This window comes from Flavobacterium sp. UBA4197 (assembly GCF_002379575.1).
Lineage (GTDB): Bacteria > Bacteroidota > Bacteroidia > Flavobacteriales > Flavobacteriaceae > Flavobacterium > Flavobacterium inviolabile.
In genome coordinates this window covers 59,326-81,553 of record NZ_DFUB01000006.1, presented here as the reverse complement: position 1 = coordinate 81,553, position 22,228 = coordinate 59,326, and the positions used below count along the sequence as shown (strand labels likewise).

21 protein-coding genes are annotated in these 22,228 nt (G+C 39.7%); 20 read left to right on the top strand and 1 reads right to left on the bottom strand.

The window, feature by feature from the left end; genetic code table 11:
- Positions 1–22: 22 nt before the first annotated feature.
- The 4 genes from B3394_RS02960 to B3394_RS02945 are packed head-to-tail and all read left to right on the top strand — an operon-like array spanning position 23 to position 6,267.
- Positions 23–616 carry a TetR/AcrR family transcriptional regulator gene (locus B3394_RS02960; RefSeq protein WP_177730337.1) on the top strand — a complete coding sequence of 198 codons (594 nt, stop codon included), beginning with the start codon at positions 23–25 and terminating at the stop codon, positions 614–616.
- A 14-nt stretch (positions 617–630) separates the two neighbouring features.
- Positions 631–1,962: a TolC family protein gene (locus B3394_RS02955; protein ID WP_286912817.1), complete on the top strand. Its 1,332-nt coding sequence runs from the start codon at positions 631–633 to the stop codon at positions 1,960–1,962.
- Between the two features lie 15 nt (positions 1,963–1,977).
- Positions 1,978–3,042, top strand: a complete 1,065-nt coding sequence (locus tag B3394_RS02950) for an efflux RND transporter periplasmic adaptor subunit (protein WP_177730341.1) — start codon at positions 1,978–1,980, stop codon at positions 3,040–3,042.
- 51 nt (positions 3,043–3,093) lie between these two features.
- A complete protein-coding gene (locus B3394_RS02945) occupies positions 3,094–6,267 on the top strand; it encodes an efflux RND transporter permease subunit (RefSeq protein WP_286912814.1) in 3,174 nt (1,057 codons plus the stop codon).
- A gap of 133 nt (positions 6,268–6,400) precedes the next feature.
- Here B3394_RS02945 and B3394_RS02940 read toward each other — a convergent pair whose 3' ends face one another.
- Positions 6,401–6,748 carry a toxin-antitoxin system YwqK family antitoxin gene (locus B3394_RS02940; RefSeq protein ID WP_177730345.1) on the bottom strand — a complete coding sequence of 116 codons (348 nt, stop codon included), beginning with the start codon at positions 6,746–6,748 and terminating at the stop codon, positions 6,401–6,403.
- A gap of 230 nt (positions 6,749–6,978) precedes the next feature.
- Between B3394_RS02940 and aspS the strand changes: the two genes are divergently transcribed.
- The 16 genes from aspS to B3394_RS02860 all read left to right on the top strand — a co-directional run bounded on the left by aspS (position 6,979) and on the right by B3394_RS02860 (position 22,221).
- A complete protein-coding gene (gene aspS / locus B3394_RS02935; protein ID WP_286912810.1) occupies positions 6,979–8,733 on the top strand; it encodes an aspartate--tRNA ligase in 1,755 nt (584 codons plus the stop codon).
- A 171-nt stretch (positions 8,734–8,904) separates the two neighbouring features.
- The gene (locus B3394_RS02930) at positions 8,905–9,105 is read left to right on the top strand and encodes a cold-shock protein (RefSeq protein WP_177730349.1); all 201 of its coding nucleotides are present in this window, start codon (positions 8,905–8,907) and stop codon (positions 9,103–9,105) included.
- 233 nt (positions 9,106–9,338) lie between these two features.
- The gene (locus tag B3394_RS02925; RefSeq protein WP_177730352.1) at positions 9,339–9,704 is read left to right on the top strand and encodes an NADH-quinone oxidoreductase subunit A; all 366 of its coding nucleotides are present in this window, start codon (positions 9,339–9,341) and stop codon (positions 9,702–9,704) included.
- A 65-nt stretch (positions 9,705–9,769) separates the two neighbouring features.
- On the top strand, positions 9,770–10,321 hold the full coding sequence (locus B3394_RS02920) for an NADH-quinone oxidoreductase subunit B (protein WP_177730354.1): 552 nt from the start codon (positions 9,770–9,772) through the stop codon (positions 10,319–10,321).
- Between the two features lies 1 nt (position 10,322).
- The gene (locus B3394_RS02915; protein ID WP_286912808.1) at positions 10,323–10,844 is read left to right on the top strand and encodes an NADH-quinone oxidoreductase subunit C; all 522 of its coding nucleotides are present in this window, start codon (positions 10,323–10,325) and stop codon (positions 10,842–10,844) included.
- A gap of 33 nt (positions 10,845–10,877) precedes the next feature.
- The gene (locus tag B3394_RS02910; RefSeq protein ID WP_177730358.1) at positions 10,878–12,113 is read left to right on the top strand and encodes an NADH-quinone oxidoreductase subunit D; all 1,236 of its coding nucleotides are present in this window, start codon (positions 10,878–10,880) and stop codon (positions 12,111–12,113) included.
- 5 nt (positions 12,114–12,118) lie between these two features.
- Positions 12,119–12,649 (top strand): complex I 24 kDa subunit family protein, encoded by a 531-nt coding sequence (gene nuoE, locus B3394_RS02905; RefSeq protein WP_273244409.1) that lies wholly within the window; start codon positions 12,119–12,121, stop codon positions 12,647–12,649.
- Between the two features lie 4 nt (positions 12,650–12,653).
- Positions 12,654–14,021, top strand: coding sequence for an NADH-quinone oxidoreductase subunit NuoF (gene nuoF, locus B3394_RS02900; RefSeq protein ID WP_177730362.1), 1,368 nt, complete (start codon positions 12,654–12,656; stop codon positions 14,019–14,021).
- An 18-nt stretch (positions 14,022–14,039) separates the two neighbouring features.
- Positions 14,040–15,068 (top strand): 2Fe-2S iron-sulfur cluster-binding protein, encoded by a 1,029-nt coding sequence (locus B3394_RS02895; RefSeq protein WP_177730364.1) that lies wholly within the window; start codon positions 14,040–14,042, stop codon positions 15,066–15,068.
- Between the two features lie 6 nt (positions 15,069–15,074).
- The gene (gene nuoH, locus B3394_RS02890) at positions 15,075–16,106 is read left to right on the top strand and encodes an NADH-quinone oxidoreductase subunit NuoH (protein ID WP_177730366.1); all 1,032 of its coding nucleotides are present in this window, start codon (positions 15,075–15,077) and stop codon (positions 16,104–16,106) included.
- A 13-nt stretch (positions 16,107–16,119) separates the two neighbouring features.
- Positions 16,120–16,665, top strand: coding sequence for an NADH-quinone oxidoreductase subunit NuoI (nuoI, locus tag B3394_RS02885; RefSeq protein ID WP_177730368.1), 546 nt, complete (start codon positions 16,120–16,122; stop codon positions 16,663–16,665).
- Between the two features lie 2 nt (positions 16,666–16,667).
- A complete protein-coding gene (locus B3394_RS02880) occupies positions 16,668–17,174 on the top strand; it encodes an NADH-quinone oxidoreductase subunit J (RefSeq protein ID WP_177730370.1) in 507 nt (168 codons plus the stop codon).
- A 6-nt stretch (positions 17,175–17,180) separates the two neighbouring features.
- Positions 17,181–17,501 (top strand): NADH-quinone oxidoreductase subunit NuoK, encoded by a 321-nt coding sequence (gene nuoK, locus B3394_RS02875; RefSeq protein WP_136403880.1) that lies wholly within the window; start codon positions 17,181–17,183, stop codon positions 17,499–17,501.
- Between the two features lie 6 nt (positions 17,502–17,507).
- Positions 17,508–19,394, top strand: a complete 1,887-nt coding sequence (nuoL, locus tag B3394_RS02870; RefSeq protein WP_286912805.1) for an NADH-quinone oxidoreductase subunit L — start codon at positions 17,508–17,510, stop codon at positions 19,392–19,394.
- Positions 19,395–19,404: 10 nt separating this feature from the next.
- Positions 19,405–20,838 (top strand): complex I subunit 4 family protein, encoded by a 1,434-nt coding sequence (locus tag B3394_RS02865; RefSeq protein WP_177730374.1) that lies wholly within the window; start codon positions 19,405–19,407, stop codon positions 20,836–20,838.
- Positions 20,839–20,853: 15 nt separating this feature from the next.
- Positions 20,854–22,221: an NADH-quinone oxidoreductase subunit N gene (locus B3394_RS02860; RefSeq protein WP_177730376.1), complete on the top strand. Its 1,368-nt coding sequence runs from the start codon at positions 20,854–20,856 to the stop codon at positions 22,219–22,221.
- The last annotated feature ends 7 nt before the right edge of the window (positions 22,222–22,228 follow it).

The following is a 22,228-nucleotide window of genomic DNA, read 5'->3' as shown; positions in this document are numbered from 1 at the left end:
CATTTGCCGAAATTTTTTAAGAATGAAAAACGAAATTTTAGAGAAATCATCCGACATGTTTTTACGACTGGGCTTCAAAAGTGTTACGATGGATGACATAGCTGCTGAGATGGGGATTTCAAAAAAAACCATTTACGAACATTATGCCACCAAGCTGGAATTAGTTAAAGCGGCTACTTTTTTCCTGTATGAGAAAATCTCATCGGGAATAGACCATATCTGTTCGCTGGAAAAAAACCCTATTGAAGAGCTGTTTGATATTAAAGAGTATGTTCAGAATAATTTAAAAGACCCGAATTCGTCTCCAATCTTCCAATTGCAGAAATACTATCCGAAAATACACGCCTGTTTAAAAACCATGCAGTTTGAAAAAATGGACCACTGTGTTATTGACAATCTGAATCGCGGAAAAAAAGCCGGTTTGTTCCGACCTGAGATCGATGAAGAATTTATCGGGCGCATCTATTATGCCAGTGCGATGAGCATTATGGATTTTGAACTGTTCCCGGAAGAAATGTACACCCGCAATGAACTTGATGAGAAATTGCTGGAATACCATGTGAGAGGCATTGCTACTCCAAAAGGAATCGAAACATTAGAAAAATTACTTAAATAATTAATAACCACTATATGAGAACAGGAATAACAATTGCGTTATTATTTTTTGCCATAATCACTCAGGCACAAGTTCAGCGTCTGACCCTGAAAGACGCTCTTAAATATGCACTGGAAAACAAATCTGATGCAAAAAAAGCGAAACTGGATGTCGAAAACAGTAGTCATCAGATTGCAGAGGTACGTTCAAGAGCGCTTCCGCAGATAAGCCTGAACGGTAATGTAACCTATAACCCTATATTACAGTTAAACGCATTACCTGGGGACTTTTTCGGACAGCCGGGTTCGACCATTTTAGCGCCTTTAGGACAAAAATGGAATTCCGTAGCCGGGGCAACCTTAACCCAGAATCTCTTTGATTATTCTATTTTCACCGGTTTAAAAGCGGCGAAATCCACAAGAGAATTCTACCAGGTTAATGCACAGTTAACGGAAGAACAGGTAATCGAAAAAGTAGCGAATGCCTACTACCAGGTTTTTGTTCAGAAACAAAAACTGATTACGATTGACAGTACTCTGGACAACACTACCAAAGTGCGAAACATCATCAGCGGTCAGTTTAAAAACGGTCTGGCGAAAAAAATCGATTTAGACAGGGTAAATGTAAAAATCATCAACCTGAATTCAACCAGACAACAACTGGTTAACGGTGTTCAGATGCAGGAGAATTCATTGAAATTCTTAATCGGTTTACCGGCAGCTACCCCAATTGAAATCGTAAAAGAGGACATTCAGGTAAAACCTTTTATAAAAGAAACGCCAACGGTAAGCAACAGAACAGAGTATCAGTTGTTAGAAAAACAAAAACAATTATTACAATATCAGAAGCAATCGTTTGTAGCGGAGCATTATCCGACACTTTCTTTAACGGCAAACTATAACTATATCGGGCAGGGACCAAAATTACCGCTTGGCGCCAAACCGGCAGACGGTGTGTACTGGTCTGACTATTCCGCTATAGGACTAAACCTTAGAATTCCTGTCTTTACCGGTTTTGCAACCCGTTCCAAAGTAAGACAGGCCGATATCAGCCTTCAGAAAATCGAAGAAGATATGAAAGACCGGGAATTGTCGTTAGGACTGGAATTTGAAAATGCAAAATCGCAGATCAACAACAGTTTAATCACGATCAACAATCAGAAAGAGAATGTTAATCTGGCACAGGAAGTTTTCAGCAATACGAAAAACAACTATATCAACGGGCTGGCTACTTTAACCGATTTACTGGATTCGGAAAATGCTTTAACAGAAGCGAAAAACAATTACACATCCGCTTTACTGGAATACAAATTAGCCGAAATTCAGATCATCAAATCACAGGGAGAATTAAAAACACTTTTAAATTAATAACCATCAATCAATATGAAAAGAAAGATTATCACAGCAATCGTTTTATTGGGCTCACTGGGTCTGATAGGATATGTGTTAAGCAGTAATAAAGAGAAGAATGAAGAAAAAACGGCTGTTGTTGCGGAAACTAACGCGACGGTAGTTGTCAAAATAGATACTGTAAGAACAGAACCGGTTTCGTTGGATTTTATAGCTAACGGAAACTTTTACCCTTCACAGGAATTAAACTTTTCTGCTGAAAATTCAGGACGTGTTACCAAAGTTTTAGTAGACGAAGGCAGCGCGGTTCGAATCGGACAGACATTAGCGGTTATCAAAGCAGACAAAATGAATGTGGACCTTCAAAATGCTGAAGCATCCTACCAGAATGCGGTGACCGATGCACAGCGTTTCGAAAGTGCTTTTAAAACCGGCGGGGTTACCAAACAGCAACTGGATCAGGCAAAATTAGCCCTGGCAAATGCCAAAGCACATTTGGCTCAGGCGCGCATTACTTTGGGCGATGCAACCATCAAATCCTCTATCAACGGGATCGTTAACAAACGTCTTATCGAACCGGGATCTGTAGTTTCTCCGGGAACGGCATTGTTTGAATTAGTAAACGTATCCACGTTAAAATTAAAAGTAACCGTAAGCGAGAACCAGATTGCCGGATTAAAAATCGGTACGCCGGTTAAAGTAAAAGCAAGTGTTTATCCGGATAAAGAATTTAACGGAAAAATTACGTTTATCGCTCCGAAAGCAGACAGCAGTCTGAATTTCCCTGTAGAAATTGAAATTACCAACAATGCCGGTAACGATTTAAAAGCAGGTATGTACGGAACGGCTCAATTTGCTCCATCATCGGACAAAACACCTTTAATGATCGTTCCGAGAAATGCATTTGTAGGAAGTGTTAGCGCTAATGAAGTTTTTGTAATGGAGAACAACGGTACTGCTAAAATGAAAAAAGTAACAGCGGGAAGAATCATTGGTGAAAAAGTAGAAATCCTGGGTGGTCTGAACAATGGTGATATTGTTATTACCAGTGGTCAGATTAACTTAACCGATGGTGCAAAAGTGACTGTTTTAAAATAGTTAGGACCTGATTGAAACAATCAACGTCAGAACTTAAAACTCAAAAAATATATGAAATTAGCAGAAATATCAATAAAACGCCCGTCACTAATTGTCGTTCTCTTTACGATTCTGACATTAGGAGGATTATTCAGCTACGGCCTTTTGGGTTATGAATTAATCCCGAAATTTGAAAATAACGTAATCAGTATTTCTACCATATATCCCGGAGCTTCTCCTGGTGAGGTTGAAAATACCGTTACAAAGAAAATAGAAGATGCGATTTCTTCATTGGAGAACATTAAAAAAATCGACTCCAAATCATACGAAAGCTTATCGGTTGTTGCCATTCAGTTAAACAACAATGCCAATGTGGATTTTGCTTTAAATGATGCCCAACGTAAGATCAATGCCATTTTGAGTGATCTTCCGGACGATGTAAAACAGCCGTCATTAAGTAAATTCTCCCTGAGTGATTTACCGATCATGACTATCGCTGCCAATGCCAAAATGGATGAAGCACAGTTTTTTGACCTTATCGACAAAAAAATCAGCCCGATCCTTTCCCGTGTAAACGGTGTGGCACAGATTCGTCTGATTGGCGGACAGGAACGTGAAATTCAGGTAAACCTGGATGCCGATAAAATGAAAGGATACGGACTATCTGTTCCTCAGGTACAACAGGGAATCTTAACCTCAAATCTGGATTTCCCTACAGGAAGTATCCAGACGCGTGACCAGAAAGTATTAATCCGTTTAGCCGGAAAATACAAAAATGTTCAGGAGCTTCGAAACTTAATTGTATCGGACAAAAACGGAATACAGATTCGTCTGGATGATATTGCCGATGTTCAGGATGCCCAGAAAGATGTTGAAAAAATTGCCCGTGTTGACGAGAAAAACGCGATTATTCTTCAGGTTATCAAACAATCTGATGCGAATGCGGTTGATGTAAGTGAGCAGGTTCAGAAATTATTAGGCCAATTAAAAGTTGACTATCAGGCACAGCAGTTAGAATTAAATATTGCCAACGACAGTTCTGTATTTACTTTGGAAGCTGCAGACTCGGTTATCCACGATTTAATTTTGGCGGTAATCCTGGTTGCTCTGGTAATGTTATTCTTCCTGCACAGTATCCGTAACTCACTTATTGTAATGGTTTCCATTCCGGCCTCTTTGATCGCAACCTTTATCGGGTTTGTATTCCTGGATTATACCCTTAACTTAATGAGTTTATTAGGACTTTCATTAGTAGTTGGTATTCTTGTGGATGATGCGATTGTGGTACTGGAGAATATTTACAGGCACATGGAGATGGGTAAAAACAGGGTACGCGCCGCTTATGATGCTACATCCGAAATTGGTGGAACCGTAGTATCGATTACATTGGTAATTGTGGTGGTGTTCTTACCGATTGCGATGAGTACCGGTTTGGTATCCAACATTATTACGCAATTCTGTGTTACCGTAATTATCTCAACCTTATTATCATTACTGTCGTCCTTTACGATTGTTCCTTGGTTATCTTCCCGTTTTGGAAAACTGGAGCACATTGAAGGTAAAAACCTGTTTGGAAGAATCATTTTAGGATTTGAAAGCTTACTAACCCGTTTTACAAACTGGGTAAGTAATATCTTAACCTGGTGTTTAGGACATAAAAGAAGAACTTTAGCCGTTGTTTTGGTTTTATTTGTTTCCTCTTTATATATGGTTGCCGGTGGTTATGTGGGTGGAGAATTCTTCGCCAGATCGGATGCCGGAGAATTCCTGGTACAAATCGAAATGCCGAAAGACGCTTCATTGGAACAAACGAACTTTATGACGCAAAAAGCGGAAGATTTCCTTAAAAAAGAAGAAGATGTTAAGAGTATGATCACTACGGTAGGGCAAACCAGTGAAGGATTCGGAGGAACACAGGCTACGGCTTATAAATCTGAAATCCGTGTAAAAATGGTTGACCAGAAAGACCGTGAGGATGATTCTTATGTATATGCGGCCAAAACAAAACGTAAACTGCAAAAGGTATTGGTAGGCGCTAAAATCAAAACCGTAGGTATGAGTATCATGGGTACGGCAGAAGAAGCACCTTTAGCTTTAGTGATTACCGGAACCACACTGGATAGTGCTATGGTTTTCGCAAAAGCGGCCGAAAAAGAATTGTACAAAATAAAAGGAGCTTCCGAGATTAAACTATCGGTAGAAACCGGAAACCCGGAAGTAAATGTTCAGGTAGACCGTGATAAAATGGCGGCATTAGGATTGACCTTACAAACGGTTGGTATGACTATGCAAACAGCTTTCAGCGGAAATACCGACGGAAAATACCGTGCCGGAGAGTACGAATACGACATCAACATCCGATACAATGCTTTCAACAGAAAAAACATTGAAGATGTCAGCAACCTGAACTTTGTTAACGACAAAGGAGAACAAATCAAATTGTCACAATTTGCTACGGTAAAAGAAGGATCAGGACCAAGCCAGCTGGAGCGTCGTGACAAGAGTGCTTCCGTAACCGTTCAGGGACAAACAGTAGGTCGCCCTACGGGTACTGTTGCTGCAGAATGGCAGTCGGCTTTCGAAAAATTACACAAACCAACCGGTGTAAACTATGTTTGGGGTGGTGATATGGAAAACCAGACAGAAGGTTTCGGAACATTAGGATTTGCCTTATTGGCCGCTATCATTTTGGTTTACCTGGTAATGGTTGGTCTATATGACAGTTATGTTCACCCGTTTGTAGTATTGTTCTCGGTACCGTTATCCTTTATCGGAGCGTTGTTAGCCTTAGGCTTAACAAACAACTCCTTAAATATCTTTACCATTTTGGGGATCATCATGCTAATCGGATTGGTATGTAAGAATGCGATCATGCTTGTTGACTTTACGAATCAGCGTCGTGCTGCCGGGGAGTCCATTCACGATGCCTTAATTCAGGCAAACCACGCGCGTCTTCGTCCGATCCTGATGACTACGATTGCGATGGTATTCGGTATGCTACCTATCGCATTGGCTTCCGGAGCCGGAGCCGAATGGAAAAACGGATTGGCCTGGGTAATTATCGGAGGATTAATCAGTTCCTTATTCCTTACTTTAGTAATCGTACCGGTTATCTATGATATCATGGAGATAATTATTCACAAATTCTCTAAAGGTAAAAACACAAATTATGCTGAATTAATGGTAGAAGACTATGTCGCGAATGAAATTAGCGAAGATGGTTTTACACCAACGCATAAAATGTAAACAAAAACAAACAAAACAATTTAAACTAAGAATGGCTGTTATAAAATTTATAACAGCCATTCCTCTTTTAAGAAGCTGGTCCTATTAAGACCGCGCGAACAGTATTAACTTTTTTTGAAAGTTCAAACCATAATTAATTCCTGTTTACCAAAGCTTCCTGTTTCCAGCTTTTCACATCGGCAATTCTGCTATTGGAATAATCCACTTCACTTAAAGTCGCTTTATTCCAGAAAAACCATTTTCCTGATTTTTTACCATCAGCATATTCGCCTATTGATTGTTTCGATCCGTCTTCGTTAAAGGCAACCCATTTTCCGTGAGGCTTAGCATCTTTATAGAATCCCTCCTGCTTCAACTGGCCATTATCGTAATAGTATGTTGCTTTGACTAACCCACCTACAATCTCATATTTTGGTTCTATATTTTGTGCAAACAACACTCCCGAAAACAATAATAATCCTGCAATTAAGTTCTTTTTCATAGCTTTAAAGTTTAAATAGGTTAACAATTATATATCAAATGTATAAATTAAATTTACAATTAGAAAACTTTTACTTAACAATTTAGTAACATTGGATAAAACTTAACATTGGAAAGCAGGCATTTATGACACACAGGGTCATTTTTTACAAAAGAATCCATACAAAACTTTAATCCTTTGACTTTAAACTTGAAACAAAAAACTTAAATTTGCGCTTAAATTTTAAAAAAATGTATAGAAGTCATAATTGTGGAGCATTACGAGCTTCCGATATCAGTAAAGAAGTTACTTTGGCCGGATGGGTTCAGAAAACACGTGATAAAGGATTCATGATCTGGGTTGATTTACGCGACCGTTATGGAATCACACAATTAATCTTTGATGCAAACAGAACAAATACCGATGTTTTTGAAAAAGCCAAGACATTGGGCCGTGAATTTGTCATTCAGGTTAAAGGAACCGTTATTGAACGTGAATCCAAAAACGCTAACATTCCAACCGGAGACATCGAAATTTTAGTTTCCGAATTAAACATATTAAATGCGGCCATTACACCGCCGTTCACGATTGAAGATGAAACCGACGGTGGCGAAGATATCCGTATGAAATACCGTTATCTGGATATCCGCAGAAACCCGGTAAAAAACAGTTTACTATTCCGTCACAAAGTGGCACAGGAAGTTAGAAACTATCTTTCCGCACAGGATTTCTGCGAGGTAGAAACACCTTATTTAATAAAATCCACTCCGGAAGGAGCCCGTGATTTCGTTGTTCCTTCCCGTATGAACGAAGGACAATTCTATGCCCTGCCGCAATCGCCGCAAACATTCAAACAATTGCTGATGGTGGGTGGTATGGACAAATATTTCCAGATTGTGAAATGTTTCCGTGACGAAGATCTAAGAGCCGACAGACAGCCGGAGTTTACACAAATTGACTGCGAAATGGCATTTGTGGAACAGGAAGACATCCTGGACACTTTTGAAGGATTGACCCGTCACTTACTAAAAGAGATCAAAGGAATTGAAGTAGACAAATTCCCGAGAATGACATACGATCATGCCATGAAAACCTATGGTAATGACAAACCGGATATCCGTTTCGGGATGGAATTCGGAGAATTAAATGCTGTAGCACAGCACAAAGAATTCGCGGTATTCAACAGTGCCGAGCTGGTTGTGGGTATTGCGGTTCCGGGCGGTGCTGCCTATACCCGAAAAGAAATTGACAATTTGATCGACTGGGTTAAGCGACCACAGATTGGTGCTTCCGGGATGGTTTATTGTAAATATGAAGCCGACGGCAGTTTCAAATCGTCTGTAGACAAGTTCTACGACCAGGAAGACCTACAAAACTGGGCAAAAGCAACTCAGGCAAATCCGGGCGATTTGATCCTGGTTTTATCCGGTCCGGCAAACAAAACACGTTCCCAGTTAAGCGCTTTGCGTATGGAAGTGGCAACGCGTTTAGGACTCCGCAAACCGGAGGAATTTGCACCACTATGGGTAGTCGATTTCCCGCTATTGGAATGGGATGAAGAAAGCGAACGTTTCCACGCGATGCACCACCCGTTTACCTCTCCGAAACCGGAAGACATGCACTTGCTGGAAACCGATCCCGGAAAAGTAAGAGCCAATGCTTACGACATGGTTTTAAACGGAAATGAAATTGGCGGCGGATCTATCCGTATCCACGACAAAGAAACACAACAGCTGATGTTTAAATATTTAGGTTTCAGCGAAGAAGAAGCCAAAGCACAATTCGGATTCCTGATGGATGCTTTCCAATACGGAGCGCCACCACACGGCGGACTGGCATTCGGACTGGACCGTTTGGTAGCCATTTTAGGCGGCCAGGAAACAATCCGCGATTTTATCGCCTTCCCGAAAAACAATTCCGGAAGAGACGTTATGATCGATGCTCCGGCAGTAATTGACGACAAGCAACTGGAGGAATTATCCATTAGGGTTGCCCTTAAAAAATAGATAAAAAAGCGGACCGAAATCCGCTTTTTTTAATGAATTAAAACAATCTTAACAGAAATTTAAACTTATCAAAAATTAAACATAATCACCTTATTTTTTTCACTAAAAACTTGTTTGTGTTAAAAAAAAGTTTATCTTTGGTAATTATTAATTATTTTTTTTTATTACTCTATGCGAACAGGCAAAGTAAAATTTTTTAATGAATCCAAAGGTTATGGATTTATTACTGACGAAGAAACAGGAAAGGACATTTTCGTTCACGCTACTGGAATTAAAGTTGAAACTTTAAATGAAGGTGATAAAGTTTCTTACGAAGAAGAAGAAGGAAGAAAAGGTAAAGTAGCTGCTAAAGTAGTAGTTATCGAAGACTAATAAATATATTAATTTTTGGTTACCTAAATGACTAAACCGCTCTGAGAAGAGCGGTTTTTTTATACCTGCATTTTACACAAAAACTCTTTTATAAAATTTCATTATTTATATTTAGTCTAAATATATTTTGCGATTACAGCAGAAAACCACGCCAAAATCATTAAAAATTAAAGTTGCTTATCCCGCTAAGGAATGTATATTTGTGAATTATTTCCAGAATTAAGAGATTAATCATGCAAACAAACCAAATTGATTACATTCCAATAGTGATGCAATCACTTTTAGCTATCGGATTTGTGGTAACTACCATCATAATTTCAGGCTATTTAGGACCTAAAAGGCACTCGAAAAACAAGGATAAAAATTTCGAATGCGGTATCGAATCTGTCGGTAATGCCCGTATTCCTTTCTCAGTTAAATACTTTTTAGTCGCTATATTATTTGTTCTTTTCGATGTTGAAGTGATATTTATGTATCCTTGGGCCGTTAACTTTAGAGCTATGGGCTTAGAAGGATTCTTAAAAATGGGGATCTTTATGACACTTCTTGTAGTGGGCTTTTTTTATGTCCTCAAGAAGAAAGGATTGGAGTGGGAATAAGAATTTGATTGTAGACGGTTTTCTGGACTTTTGAAACCCGTTGAAAATCCAAAAAAATAATAACGATGAGTGATACTTCTAAATATAACATGGTAGACGCTCCGGAAGGATTTGCCGGAGAAGGATTTTTTGCTACCAAATTAGATTCTGTTGTAGGATTAGCCAGAGCCAATTCTTTATGGCCTTTACCGTTTGCAACATCATGCTGCGGTATTGAATTCATGGCAACCATGGCTGCCCATTATGATGTGGCACGTTTCGGATCGGAACGTATGAGTTTCTCGCCAAGACAGGCAGACATGCTGCTGGTTATGGGAACCATAGCTAAAAAAATGGCCCCGATTTTACGTCAGGTTTACGAACAAATGTCAGAACCGAAATGGGTTATCGCTGTTGGAGCCTGCGCTTCTTCCGGTGGTGTTTTTGATACCTATTCCGTACTTCAGGGTATTGACAAGGTAATTCCTGTGGACGTGTACGTTCCGGGATGCCCGCCAAGACCGGAGCAAATTCTGGACGGTATCATGCGCTTACAGGAAATTGTAAAAAGCGAATCCGTTAGAAGAAGAGGATCAGACGAATACAAAGACTTATTAGGTTCTTATAACATCAAATAAAATGGCTTTAGAAACCTCAGTAATACAAAACAAATTGATTGAAAATTTCGGATTAAAAGTAACCGATTTCTTTCAACAACATGATATTTTCACATTTGAAGTAGCATCAGACTCTATCGTAGAAGTTATGAAATTTCTAAGAGATGATGCTACTTTACGTTTTAATTTCCTAACCGATTTGTGCGGTATCCATTATCCGGATTACGACAAAGACCGTCAGTTTGCCGTGGTATACCACATGCACAACTGGGTGGACAATGTTCGCATCCGCATCAAATGCTATCTGAACGGCGACCAGCCGGAAATCGATACAGTAACCGGCCTTTTCCTAAGCTCGAACTGGCAGGAAAGAGAAACCTATGATTTTTACGGAATCATATTTAAAGGACACCCGCAATTAAAGCGTATTCTAAACATGGATGAAATGGAATCTTTTCCTTTGCGTAAAGAATTCCCAATGGAAGACGGCGGAAGAACCGATAAAGACGACCGATTTTTCGGTAGAACAACCCAAAATTGCTAATAGTAACCTGAAAAAAATATTTTTACAACTAAAATGTCAGATCTATTATTACCACCAGAGCATCGATATGCGAAAGTTATTGAGAGCAGAAGAAATGAAGACGGAAGTGAGCTTTCGATACTGAACTTAGGTCCTACGCACCCTGCTACCCACGGAATCTTCCAGAACATCCTTTTAATGGACGGGGAACGTATTCTTGATGGTGAAGGTACCGTTGGATACATCCATCGTGCTTTTGAGAAAATTGCCGAAAACAGACCTTTTTACCAGATTACGGTTTTAACTGACCGTATGAACTATTGCTCCGCTCCTATTAATAATATGGGATGGTGGATGACTTTAGAAAAAGCACTTGGAATTGAAGTGCCGAAAAGAGTACAATACCTTCGTGTAATCATCATGGAATTAGCCCGTATTGCCGATCACATTATCTGTAGTTCGGTTATGGGAGTAGATACAGGAGCCTTAACCGGATTCTTATATGTATTCCAGTTCCGCGAAAAAATATATGAAATCTACGAAGAAATCTGCGGTGCCCGTTTGACCACAAACATGGGAAGAATCGGAGGTTTTGAAAGAGAATGGAGTCCGGCAGCTTTTAAAAAGATCAACGACTTTTTAGAAGAATTCCCGCCAATATGGACAGAATTTGAAAACCTGTTAACCCGAAACAGGATCTTTATGGACCGTACTATCGGAGTAGGAGCCATTACTGCAGAAAAAGCAATCAGCTACGGATTTACAGGTCCGAACCTGCGTGCTGCCGGTGTGGACTATGACGTTCGTGTAATGCAGCCATACAGCTCGTATGAAGATTTCGAATTCAACATTCCCGTAGGAAAACACGGAGATACTTATGACCGTTTCTGCGTTCGTAATGCAGAAGTCTGGGAAAGTTTGAGTATCATCCGCCAGGCATTGGCAAAATTACCGGAAGGACCATACCATGCAAATGTACCGGATTATTACCTGCCGCCAAAAGATGAAGTGTACCACAATATGGAAGCTTTAATCTACCACTTTAAAATCGTAATGGGAGAAGTTCCTGTGCCGTTAACGGAAGTATACCATCCTGTTGAAGGAGGAAACGGAGAAGTTGGTTTCTATTTGATTACCGACGGAAGCAGAACCCCTTATCGTTTACATTTCAGAAGACCATGCTTTATATATTATCAGGCTTATAACGATATGGTTAGAGGACAAATGCTTTCCGATGCGATTGCAACTTTGTCAAGTCTTAACGTAATTGCCGGTGAATTAGACGCATAATGATTATGGAAAATACCCACTACAAACAAGAAATAAATATGACCCCGGAACTAATGGCCCGAATCAATGAACTGATCAGCCACTATCCGGAAGATAAAAGAAAATCCGCTTTACTTCCTGTATTACACGAAGTACAGGATGCTCACGAGAATTGGTTAAGCTACGAATTAATGGACAATGTTGCTGAAATTTTAAAAATTCAGCCTGTTGAAGTGTATGAAGTAGTGACGTTCTATACCATGTTCAATCAGAAGCCTATCGGTAAATACATGTTCGAATTTTGCAGAACATCCTGTTGTGCCGTTCGCGGAGCCGAAGATTTAATGGACTATACCTGCAATAAACTGGGTATTAAGGAAGGGGAAACCACAGTGGACGGAATGTTTACCGTTGTTGGTGTAGAATGTTTAGGAGCCTGCGGTTATGCACCAATGATGCAAATCGGGGATTTCTACAAAGAACATCTTACAAAAGAAAAAGTAGATGCAATCATTGCTGATTGCAGAGAAGGTAAAATCAACTTACACGATAAATAATACCATGGGAAGAAAGATATTATTAGACAAGATAAATATTCCAGGTATCAAAACCTATGAAGTATACCGCCAGAACGGAGGATATGCTTCTGTGGAGAAAGCTTTAAAAACATTAACTCCGGACGAAGTTACAGAAGAAGTAAAAACATCAGGACTTCGCGGTCGTGGTGGTGCTGGTTTCCCTGTAGGTTTAAAATGGAGTTTTATTGATAAAAAATCGGGCAAGCCAAGACACCTGGTATGCAATGCCGATGAATCGGAACCGGGAACTTTCAAAGACCGTTTCCTGATGGAATATATTCCGCACTTATTAATTGAAGGGATGATTACCTCCAGTTATGCATTGGGTGCCAACCTATCTTACATTTATATCCGTGGGGAATATATGTGGGTATTTAAAATTCTGGAAAGAGCCATCAAAGAAGCCTATGCTGCCGGATGGTTAGGAAAGAATATTTTAGGAACCGATTTCTCACTGGACTTACATGTTCATTGCGGTGCCGGAGCCTATATCTGCGGTGAAGAAACGGCGCTGATTGAATCCTTGGAAGGAAAAAGAGGAAACCCGAGAATCAAACCACCATTCCCGGCGGTTAGCGGTTTATGGGCAAACCCAACGGTGGTAAACAACGTAGAGTCTATTGCGGCTGTGCCTTGGATTGTGAACAATTCAGGTGCCGAATATGCTACAATCGGAATCGGACGTTCTACAGGAACAAAATTAATCTCTGCATCTGGACATATCAAAAATCCGGGTGTATACGAAATAGAATTAGGACTAAGCGTTGAAGAATTCATGAACTCCGATGAATATCTGGGTGGAATGATGGACGACAGACCTTTAAAAGCATTAGTACCGGGAGGATCATCTGTTCCTATTTTACCGGCACACCTTATCAATAAAACAGCAAACGGTGAAGACCGTTTAATGTCCTACGAATCATTAAGTGACGGTGGTTTCGCTACAGGATCCATGTTGGGATCCGGCGGGTTTATCGTATATAACGATACGACCTGTATTGTACGAAACACCTGGAACTTCTCCCGTTTCTACCACCACGAAAGCTGCGGACAATGTTCCCCATGCCGTGAAGGAACTGGATGGCTGGAAAAAGTATTACACCGAATTGAAAACGGACACGGAAGAATGGAAGACATCGACCTGCTTTGGGACATTCAGAGCAAGATTGAAGGAAACACCATCTGTCCGCTTGGAGATGCTGCAGCATGGCCAGTAGCGGCGGCAATCCGTCACTTCAGAGACGAATTCGAATTCCACGTTCGTTTCCCAGAAAAAATAAAAAACAGAGATCACTTTGTCAACGAGCCTTTTGAAAAAGTAAGACATTTAATCTCAAAACAAACTGTATAAAGTCAAGAATCGCGTACTATGAAAGTTACTATAGACGGTCACGAAATAGAAGTAGAACCAGGAACCACTATCCTGCAAGCTGCTAGAATGATTGGAGGCGAGTCGGTCCCACCGGCAATGTGCTATTATTCTAAATTAAAAGGAAGCGGTGGAAAATGCCGTTGCTGTTTAGTAGAGGTATCCAAAGGTAGTGATGCTAACCCTACTCCTATGCCTAAATTAATGGCATCATGCGTTACAGGTGTAATGGATGGTATGGAAGTAAAAAGTATCTCTTCCCCTAGAGTTGTAGAAGCCCGGAAATCGGTTACCGAATTTTTATTAATCAACCACCCGTTAGACTGTCCGGTTTGTGATCAGGCAGGGGAATGTGATTTACAAAACCTAAGCTTTAACAACGGAAAATCGGAAACCCGTTTTATTGAAGAAAAAAGAACATTTGAACCGGAAAATATCGGTGATAACATTCAATTGCACATGAACCGTTGTATCCTTTGCTATCGTTGTGTAATGACAGCAGATCAGTTAACGGACGGACGTGTACACGGGGTTATGAATCGCGGAGACCACTCCCAGATTTCAACCTGTATTTCCAAAGCGATTGACAATGAATTCTCCGGAAACATGATTGACGTTTGTCCTGTGGGTGCTTTAACCGACAAGACTTTCCGTTTCAAATCCAGAGTTTGGTTTAACAAACCATACAATGCTCATAGAAATTGCGACAAATGCTGCGGAAAAACTACGGTTTGGATGTTTGGAAACGAAATCCAGCGTGTTACAGCCCGTAAAGATATTTACCACGAAGTGGAAGAATTTATCTGTAACGAATGTCGTTTCGATCACAAAAACGTAGAAGACTGGGTAATTGAAGGACCTCGTAAATTCGAGAAATTCTCGGTTATCAACCAGAACAACTATACCCGCAAACTGGATAAAGTGGTTATCGATACTGAAAAACAAATTCTTCAGGGTCGTGAAATGGACAGAAAGAAAATTAGTATGGTGGATGTTCCTTTACAGAACAACGGAAATTCTAAATCATAATTTGCAATGGAGACTCCAATTATCATAGAGAAAAGTGTCATTATCATAGCTGTTTTTGCTATTACCATGATAATGGCGATGTATTCTACATTAGCAGAGCGTAAAATTGCAGCTTGGCTACAGGACCGTGTTGGTCCTAACCGTGCCGGTAAAGGAGGTATTTTACAACCCCTTGCCGATGGTTTAAAATTATTCTCAAAAGAAGAATTCCTGCCGAATACCCCTAATAAATTCTTATTTACGATTGGTCCGGCGATCTCCATGAGTATGGCATTAATTACCAGTGCTGTAATTCCATGGGGCGATAAATTACACTTATTCGGAAGGGATATTATCCTGCAGGCTACCGATATTGACGTAGCGATCTTATACGTTTTTGGCGTATTATCTGTGAGTGTTTACGGAATCATGATTGGTGGATGGGCATCGAACAACAAGTTCTCGTTAATGAGTGCTATGCGTGCCGCTTCCCAGATGATCTCCTATGAAGTAGCAATGGGATTATCCATTATTGCTTTGGTAATGATGACCGAAACCCTAAGCCTTCGTGAAATCGCCGCACAACAATCCGGCATGAACTGGAATGTGTTTTACCAGCCTTTAGGCTTCCTGATTTTCCTGGTATGTTCTTTCGCAGAAACGAACAGAACGCCATTTGACCTTGCGGAATGTGAGGCGGAGCTTATCGGTGGATACCACACGGAATATTCGTCCATGAAAATGGGATTCTATTTGTTCGCGGAATATGCGAGTATGTTTATTTCCTCAACCATTTTAGCCGTATTGTATTTCGGAGCCTATAACTATCCGGGTATGGACTGGGCTGTTGAAAACTGGGGTGTAAACGCTGCAAACGTGATTGGAATGTGTGTGTTGTTTGCCAAAATCTGTTTCTTCATCTTCTTCTATATGTGGGTAAGATGGACAATCCCGAGATTTAGATACGATCAATTGATGAATTTAGGATGGAAAATGTTATTTCCTCTTGCTATTATAAACATTCTTATAACAGGAGCAGTAATCTTACTTTTCCAATAAAATAATAAAAGAGATGTCATTAGATACAATTTCATTATCAGGAAGAAAAAAAGAGGTTTCCAACAAAAAGATGACTTTTTGGGAAAGCCTTTATCTGGTTGCGATATTCAAAGGATTAATCATTACGATCAAACACTTATTCAAAAGAAAAGTAACGATTAAATATCCGGAACAAAAACGTGAATTCAGTCCCGTTTACCGCGGTCAGCACATGCTGATGCGTGATGACGAGGGAAGAGAGCGCTGTACTGCCTGCGGACTTTGTGCGCTATCCTGCCCGGCAGAAGCCATCACGATGAAAGCAGAAGAACGCAAACCGGAAGAAAAACATTTGTACAGAGAAGAGAAATATGCTTCTATTTATGAAATCAACATGCTGCGTTGCATTTTCTGCGGATTGTGTGAAGAAGCCTGTCCGAAAGAAGCGATTTTCCTTACAAAATCAAAAGTAATCGTAAAATCAAGCAGCAACCGCGAGGATTTTATTTACGGAAAAGACAAATTGGTTATGCCGTTAGAAATGGCCATACAAAATACTAATCAGCATAAGGCAAGTTAATCATGATTGAAGTTTTATTTTATATACTATCGACCATTACACTGGGAACTGCTCTTCTGACAATTTTCAGCAGAAACCCGATTCACAGTGCTATTTATCTGGTTATTTGTTTCTTTTCGATTGCCGGTCATTATTTAATGCTGAATGCACAGTTCCTTGCAATTGTACACATCATTGTCTATTCGGGCGCCATCATGATCCTGATGCTATTTACCATCATGTTAATGAACCTGAACAAAGACCACGAAAAGCATAAACCTAAATTAATAATCTTTGCCGCTACCATCGCCTTCTGCCTTGTAGCATTAGTATTATTAGCTGCTTTATTAAAAACAAAACCGGTTGTAGAAAGTTACTACCAGTCCGGTGAAGATTTCCAGTCTATTAAAGTTCTTGGACAGGTATTGTTAAACGAATACATGGTTCCTTTTGAATTTGCTTCGGTATTACTTTTAGTAGCCATGATTGGAGCAGTATTAATTTCTAAAAAAGAGAAACAAAAAGCCTAATTTGATATGGAACATATTTTAAAAGAAATTGGTGTAGAAACCTACTTATATTTATCCGCTCTGTTATTCAGCATAGGTGTTTTTGGAATTCTTTTACGTAGAAATGCCATCATCATGTTTATGTCAATTGAGATTATGTTAAACGCTGTAAACCTTTTGTTAGTAGCTTTTTCTACTTTCCATCAGGATGCATCGGGACAGGTATTCGTATTTTTCTCAATGGCGGTAGCTGCCGCAGAAGTAGCTGTAGGTCTGGCGATTTTAGTTTCTATTTTCAGAAACTTAGGATCGATCGATATTGATAATTTAAAGAATTTAAAAGGATAATCCCTAATGGAGACAAGTTTAGTTTTACTCTTATTATTGGCCCCTTTTGTCGGGTTTTTATCTAATATATTTTTTGGAAAGCAGCTGGGTAAAAGCGGTTCCGGAATTTTAGGAACACTTGCCGTAGTGGTTTCTTTCCTGGTTACTTCCTATTTCTTCATTCAGGTAAGCGGAAGCAAACAACCTATACATGTTCATTTATTTGACTGGATTTCTTTAGGGAAATTCAACATCAACTTTGATATATTATTAGATCAGCTATCCTTGTTATGGCTAATGTTCGTAACAGGAATCGGATCGTTAATTCACATCTACTCCATCAGCTATATGCATGATGACGAGAACATGCACAAATTCTTTGCCTATCTGAATTTGTTTATCTTCTTTATGATCACTTTGGTTGTAGGAAGCAACTTATTGATCATGTTCATCGGTTGGGAAGGTGTTGGATTGTGTTCCTACTTATTAATCGGATTCTGGTACAAGAATCAGGACTATAACGATGCGGCTAAAAAAGCCTTTATCATGAACCGTATCGGGGATTTAGGTTTCCTTGTGGGGATCTTTATCATCGGATACCTGTTCAACTCTTTGGACTTCACGACCATCAAACATGCGGTATTAACCGGTTCTAACCCGGAAATGGCAACATGGTTAAGCATTGCAACATTGTGCTTGTTTATTGGTGCTGCCGGTAAAAGTGCCCAGATCCCGTTATACACCTGGTTACCGGATGCGATGGCTGGACCAACTCCTGTTTCGGCTTTAATTCACGCCGCTACGATGGTTACTGCCGGTATCTTTATGATCACCCGTTTAAACTTCCTTTTCGACCTAACTCCGGATGTTCAGAGCATCATCGCGGTTGTGGGAGCAATTACCTCTCTGGTTGCAGCTTCTATCGGACTGGTACAAAACGATATCAAAAAAGTATTGGCCTACTCCACTGTTTCCCAGTTAGGATTAATGTTCCTGGCTTTAGGATTGGGTGCCTATGAAATTGCTGTTTTCCACGTAATCACGCATGCTTTCTTTAAAGCCTGTTTGTTCCTGGGTTCCGGTTCGGTTATCCACGCTTTACACGGCGAACAGGACATGCGCAAAATGGGTGGTTTAAAAAGCGTAATGAAAGTGACTTACCTGACTTTCCTATTAGCAACATTGGCTATTTCCGGAATACCGCCATTTGCAGGTTTCTTCTCTAAAGATGAAATCCTGATGGTTGCCTTCCATCAAAATAAAGCACTTTGGGTTATTGCAGCCTTAGCGTCTATTATGACTGCGTTCTATATGTTCCGTTTGTTATACCTGACGTTCTTTAAAGAATTCAGAGGTACTGCAGAACAAAAACACCATTTGCATGAAAGTCCGGGATTAATCACGTTCCCGTTAATCGTTTTAGGGATCCTTTCGGTTATTGGCGGAGCGATCAGCCTGCCGGGCAACAGTTGGTTAAACGACTATTTAGCGCCTATTTTTGCACACAAAGTTCACGTAGAACACCATTTGGGTACAACAGAATATATGTTGATGGCCTTTGCAGTTATCGGAGCTTTAATCGGTATCGGAATTGCTTATTCAAAATATATCAAACAAGCGCAGGTTCCTGCAGAAGACGAACAAATTACAGGCTTTGCCAAAGTATTGTACAACAAATATTATGTTGACGAGACTTATATGGCCGTTATTGTAAAACCTATTTACAGTCTTGCTAAATTCTTCAGAGATTATATCGAAACCGGATTATCACAAATAATCTTCGGATTCGGATCTGTTGCTGACGGATTGGCTTTACAAGGTAAAAAATTACAAAACGGAAATATTGGTTTCTATTTATTCGCCTTTGTATTCGGACTTTGTTCGGTAGTGTTTTATTTATTCTTTTTACGATAATCTGTTAGAAATGGACGTAACTATATTATTATTAATTTTATTACTAGGAGCTGTAGCAACCTATTTCTCCGGAAATAAAAATGCTTCAAAAGTAGCTTTACTTTTCAGTGTGGTTGCTTTAGGTGCTTCCCTTATGATTTTAAACCAGTTTAGTCAGGGTACAGACAGTAGCTTTTCCGCTGTCTGGATGACGAATCCTAACATACTGTTTTCCTTAAAAGCCGACGGTCTTTCACTGGCAATGGTGGTTTTAACAACTGCTTTAACGCCTTTGATCCTGCTTTCTTCTTTTGGAAACAACTTTAACAATGCCAGAAATTTTTATGCCTTAGTGCTGTTTATGTCATTCGCCATGGTGGGGACATTCTTAGCCTCCGACGGTTTCCTGTACTATATTTTCTGGGAGCTTTCTTTAATTCCAATCTACTTTATCGCGTTACTATGGGGTAATGGCGATGCCGCAGAACGTAAAAAAGCCGTTATTAAATTCTTTATCTACACCTTTGCCGGATCTTTATTCATGCTGGTTGGTTTTATTTATTTATACCAGAAAGCAGGAAGTTTCCAGTTGGATAAATTATATGCTTTGGAATTAACGTCAACAGAAGAATTCTGGATTTTCTTAGCGTTCTTTTTTGCTTATGCTATTAAAATTCCAATCATTCCTTTCCACACCTGGCAGGCGAATGTGTACCAAAAAGCACCAACCGTAGGTACGATGTTATTATCCGGTATCATGCTGAAAATGGGATTGTATTCCGTTATCCGCTGGCAGTTGCCAATCGCACCAAATGCGGCTAAAGAAATGCTGTATCCGATTATCGGATTGAGTATTGCCGGTGTCATTTACGGTTCTATTGTTGCTTTAAAACAAAAAGACTTAAAGAAATTATTAGCCTATTCCTCTTTAGCCCACGTTGGCTTAATCGCAGCAGGATGCTATACACTCACTTTGGATGGTTTCAGAGGAGCTGTTTTACAAATGATTGCCCACGGTTTTGTAATTGTTGGTTTATTCTTCGCAGTAGAAGTAATCTACAGACGTTTCGAAACCCGTACAATCCATGATATGGGCGGTATCCGAACACAGTCGCCTAAATTTGCGTCCATGTTCATGATTCTGGTTTTAGCTTCCGTAGCATTACCGGGAACCTTTAACTTTGTAGGTGAATTTACCGTATTATACAGCTTGTTCACCGTTAATTTAGCTTTTGCTATCGTAGGCGGAACAACAATTATTTTAGGAGCTTTCTATATGTTAAGAATGTTCCAGCACGTAATGTTAGGAGAAACTAATGCAAAACCGTTTGCAGATGTTAGTGTTAACGAAGGAATTGTATTTGTGGTAATCATCGGATTCTTATTGTTCTTCGGATTGTATCCGAAACCGATAATCGAATTGATTACACCAAGTTTACAAGAGATTTTAGTACATATTAAATAAATTTAGTCCAGTATAATGAGTACAATAATAGCAATTGCAGTATTAGGTATTATCTGCCTTATAGCTGAAATTTTCAACTTAAGAAAAGCCATTGTTCCCGTAACAGTAATAGGGTTATTGGCAATTTTGGGTATTACCGTGGCTGAATTTAATGTAACGGAAAGTTATTACAACAACATGATTGTTGTGAATCGCTTTACCGTAACGTTCTCCAGTTTATTCATTTTGTTAACCGTATTTCTGGTTACGTTAAGTCATAACTTTTACAAAGACCGTCCTTCAAAATTATCCGATTTTGTAGCAATAAAAATATTCCTGCTATTAGGAGCTGTAGCTATGGTTTCTTTCGGAAACCTGGCAATGTTCTTCTTAGGCATCGAGATCTTATCTATCTCTTTATACATCCTTGCCGGTAGTAACCCTGTAAGCTTAAAAAGTAATGAAGCCGGTATGAAATACTTCCTGATGGGATCTTTTGCATCCGGAATTATTCTTTTCGGTATTGCTTTAATATATGGTGCCGTAGCGTCATTTGACATGAACATGATTTATGAAGCGTCAAACTCTGCTACTACGGTAGACTGGTTCTATATCGGGGTATGCATGATTACCGTAGGTATGCTGTTCAAAATCGCCACTGTACCTTTCCATTTCTGGGCACCGGATGTTTATGAAGGCGCTCCGTCGCTAACTACAGCAACAATGAGTACCCTGGCAAAAGTAGTTGCCATGGCGACATTCTTCAAATTGAATCTGGCAATGAACGGCAACATGAACTTTGCTTATGAAACGGTTATCGTAATCATTTCTATCGCTTCCATGACCGTAGGAAATATCATGGCATTACGCCAAAACAATATTAAGAGAATGCTTGCCTTTTCCGGTATTTCCCATGCCGGTTTTATGCTAATGGCATTATTAAACCTTACCAGTGCAACGGGAAGTTTATTCTACTATACCGTAGCCTATACCCTGGCAGGAATCGCTGCTTTTGCCGTGATCCTTTATGTATGCAATGGTAAAGACAATGAAAACATTGACAACTTTAACGGATTGGGTAAAACCAAACCACTAATGGCCATGATCCTTTCGGCTTCTTTATTATCAATGGCCGGTATTCCGATTTTCTCTGGTTTCTTTGCAAAATTCTTTATCCTGAACCAGACTTTACAGGCAGGATATTTAATATTGGTTATTGCCGGAATTATAAACTCTATCATTAGTGTTTATTACTATTTCAGAGTAATCAGTGCTATGTACACCAAAGAAGCTTCCGAAGAAGCAAAACCGGTTCCGTTTGAATTCTATATCGTAGCGGTAGTTGCCATCGGGTTAAACATTGCTATTGGTTTATTCCCGTCTGCTTTAATGGATCTGTTATAAAATACAA

What these genes read in the sequence shown, in the direction of transcription:
- B3394_RS02920 (WP_177730354.1), top strand. Translation starts at nt 9,770, where the DNA reads ATGAGTGATACTTCTAAATATAACATGGTAGACGCTCCGGAAGGATTT.
- B3394_RS02910 (WP_177730358.1), top strand. Translation starts at nt 10,878, where the DNA reads ATGTCAGATCTATTATTACCACCAGAGCATCGATATGCGAAAGTTATT.
- nuoL (WP_286912805.1), top strand. Translation starts at nt 17,508, where the DNA reads ATGGAGACAAGTTTAGTTTTACTCTTATTATTGGCCCCTTTTGTCGGG.
- B3394_RS02930 (WP_177730349.1), top strand. Translation starts at nt 8,905, where the DNA reads ATGCGAACAGGCAAAGTAAAATTTTTTAATGAATCCAAAGGTTATGGA.
- nuoE (WP_273244409.1), top strand. Translation starts at nt 12,119, where the DNA reads ATGGAAAATACCCACTACAAACAAGAAATAAATATGACCCCGGAACTA.
- aspS (WP_286912810.1), top strand. Translation starts at nt 6,979, where the DNA reads ATGTATAGAAGTCATAATTGTGGAGCATTACGAGCTTCCGATATCAGT.
- nuoI (WP_177730368.1), top strand. Translation starts at nt 16,120, where the DNA reads ATGTCATTAGATACAATTTCATTATCAGGAAGAAAAAAAGAGGTTTCC.
- B3394_RS02945 (WP_286912814.1), top strand. Translation starts at nt 3,094, where the DNA reads ATGAAATTAGCAGAAATATCAATAAAACGCCCGTCACTAATTGTCGTT.
- B3394_RS02860 (WP_177730376.1), top strand. Translation starts at nt 20,854, where the DNA reads ATGAGTACAATAATAGCAATTGCAGTATTAGGTATTATCTGCCTTATA.
- B3394_RS02940 (WP_177730345.1), bottom strand. Translation starts at nt 6,748, where the DNA reads ATGAAAAAGAACTTAATTGCAGGATTATTATTGTTTTCGGGAGTGTTG.
- nuoK (WP_136403880.1), top strand. Translation starts at nt 17,181, where the DNA reads ATGGAACATATTTTAAAAGAAATTGGTGTAGAAACCTACTTATATTTA.
- B3394_RS02925 (WP_177730352.1), top strand. Translation starts at nt 9,339, where the DNA reads ATGCAAACAAACCAAATTGATTACATTCCAATAGTGATGCAATCACTT.
- B3394_RS02880 (WP_177730370.1), top strand. Translation starts at nt 16,668, where the DNA reads ATGATTGAAGTTTTATTTTATATACTATCGACCATTACACTGGGAACT.
- nuoF (WP_177730362.1), top strand. Translation starts at nt 12,654, where the DNA reads ATGGGAAGAAAGATATTATTAGACAAGATAAATATTCCAGGTATCAAA.
- B3394_RS02915 (WP_286912808.1), top strand. Translation starts at nt 10,323, where the DNA reads ATGGCTTTAGAAACCTCAGTAATACAAAACAAATTGATTGAAAATTTC.
- B3394_RS02950 (WP_177730341.1), top strand. Translation starts at nt 1,978, where the DNA reads ATGAAAAGAAAGATTATCACAGCAATCGTTTTATTGGGCTCACTGGGT.
- B3394_RS02960 (WP_177730337.1), top strand. Translation starts at nt 23, where the DNA reads ATGAAAAACGAAATTTTAGAGAAATCATCCGACATGTTTTTACGACTG.
- nuoH (WP_177730366.1), top strand. Translation starts at nt 15,075, where the DNA reads ATGGAGACTCCAATTATCATAGAGAAAAGTGTCATTATCATAGCTGTT.
- B3394_RS02895 (WP_177730364.1), top strand. Translation starts at nt 14,040, where the DNA reads ATGAAAGTTACTATAGACGGTCACGAAATAGAAGTAGAACCAGGAACC.
- B3394_RS02955 (WP_286912817.1), top strand. Translation starts at nt 631, where the DNA reads ATGAGAACAGGAATAACAATTGCGTTATTATTTTTTGCCATAATCACT.
- B3394_RS02865 (WP_177730374.1), top strand. Translation starts at nt 19,405, where the DNA reads ATGGACGTAACTATATTATTATTAATTTTATTACTAGGAGCTGTAGCA.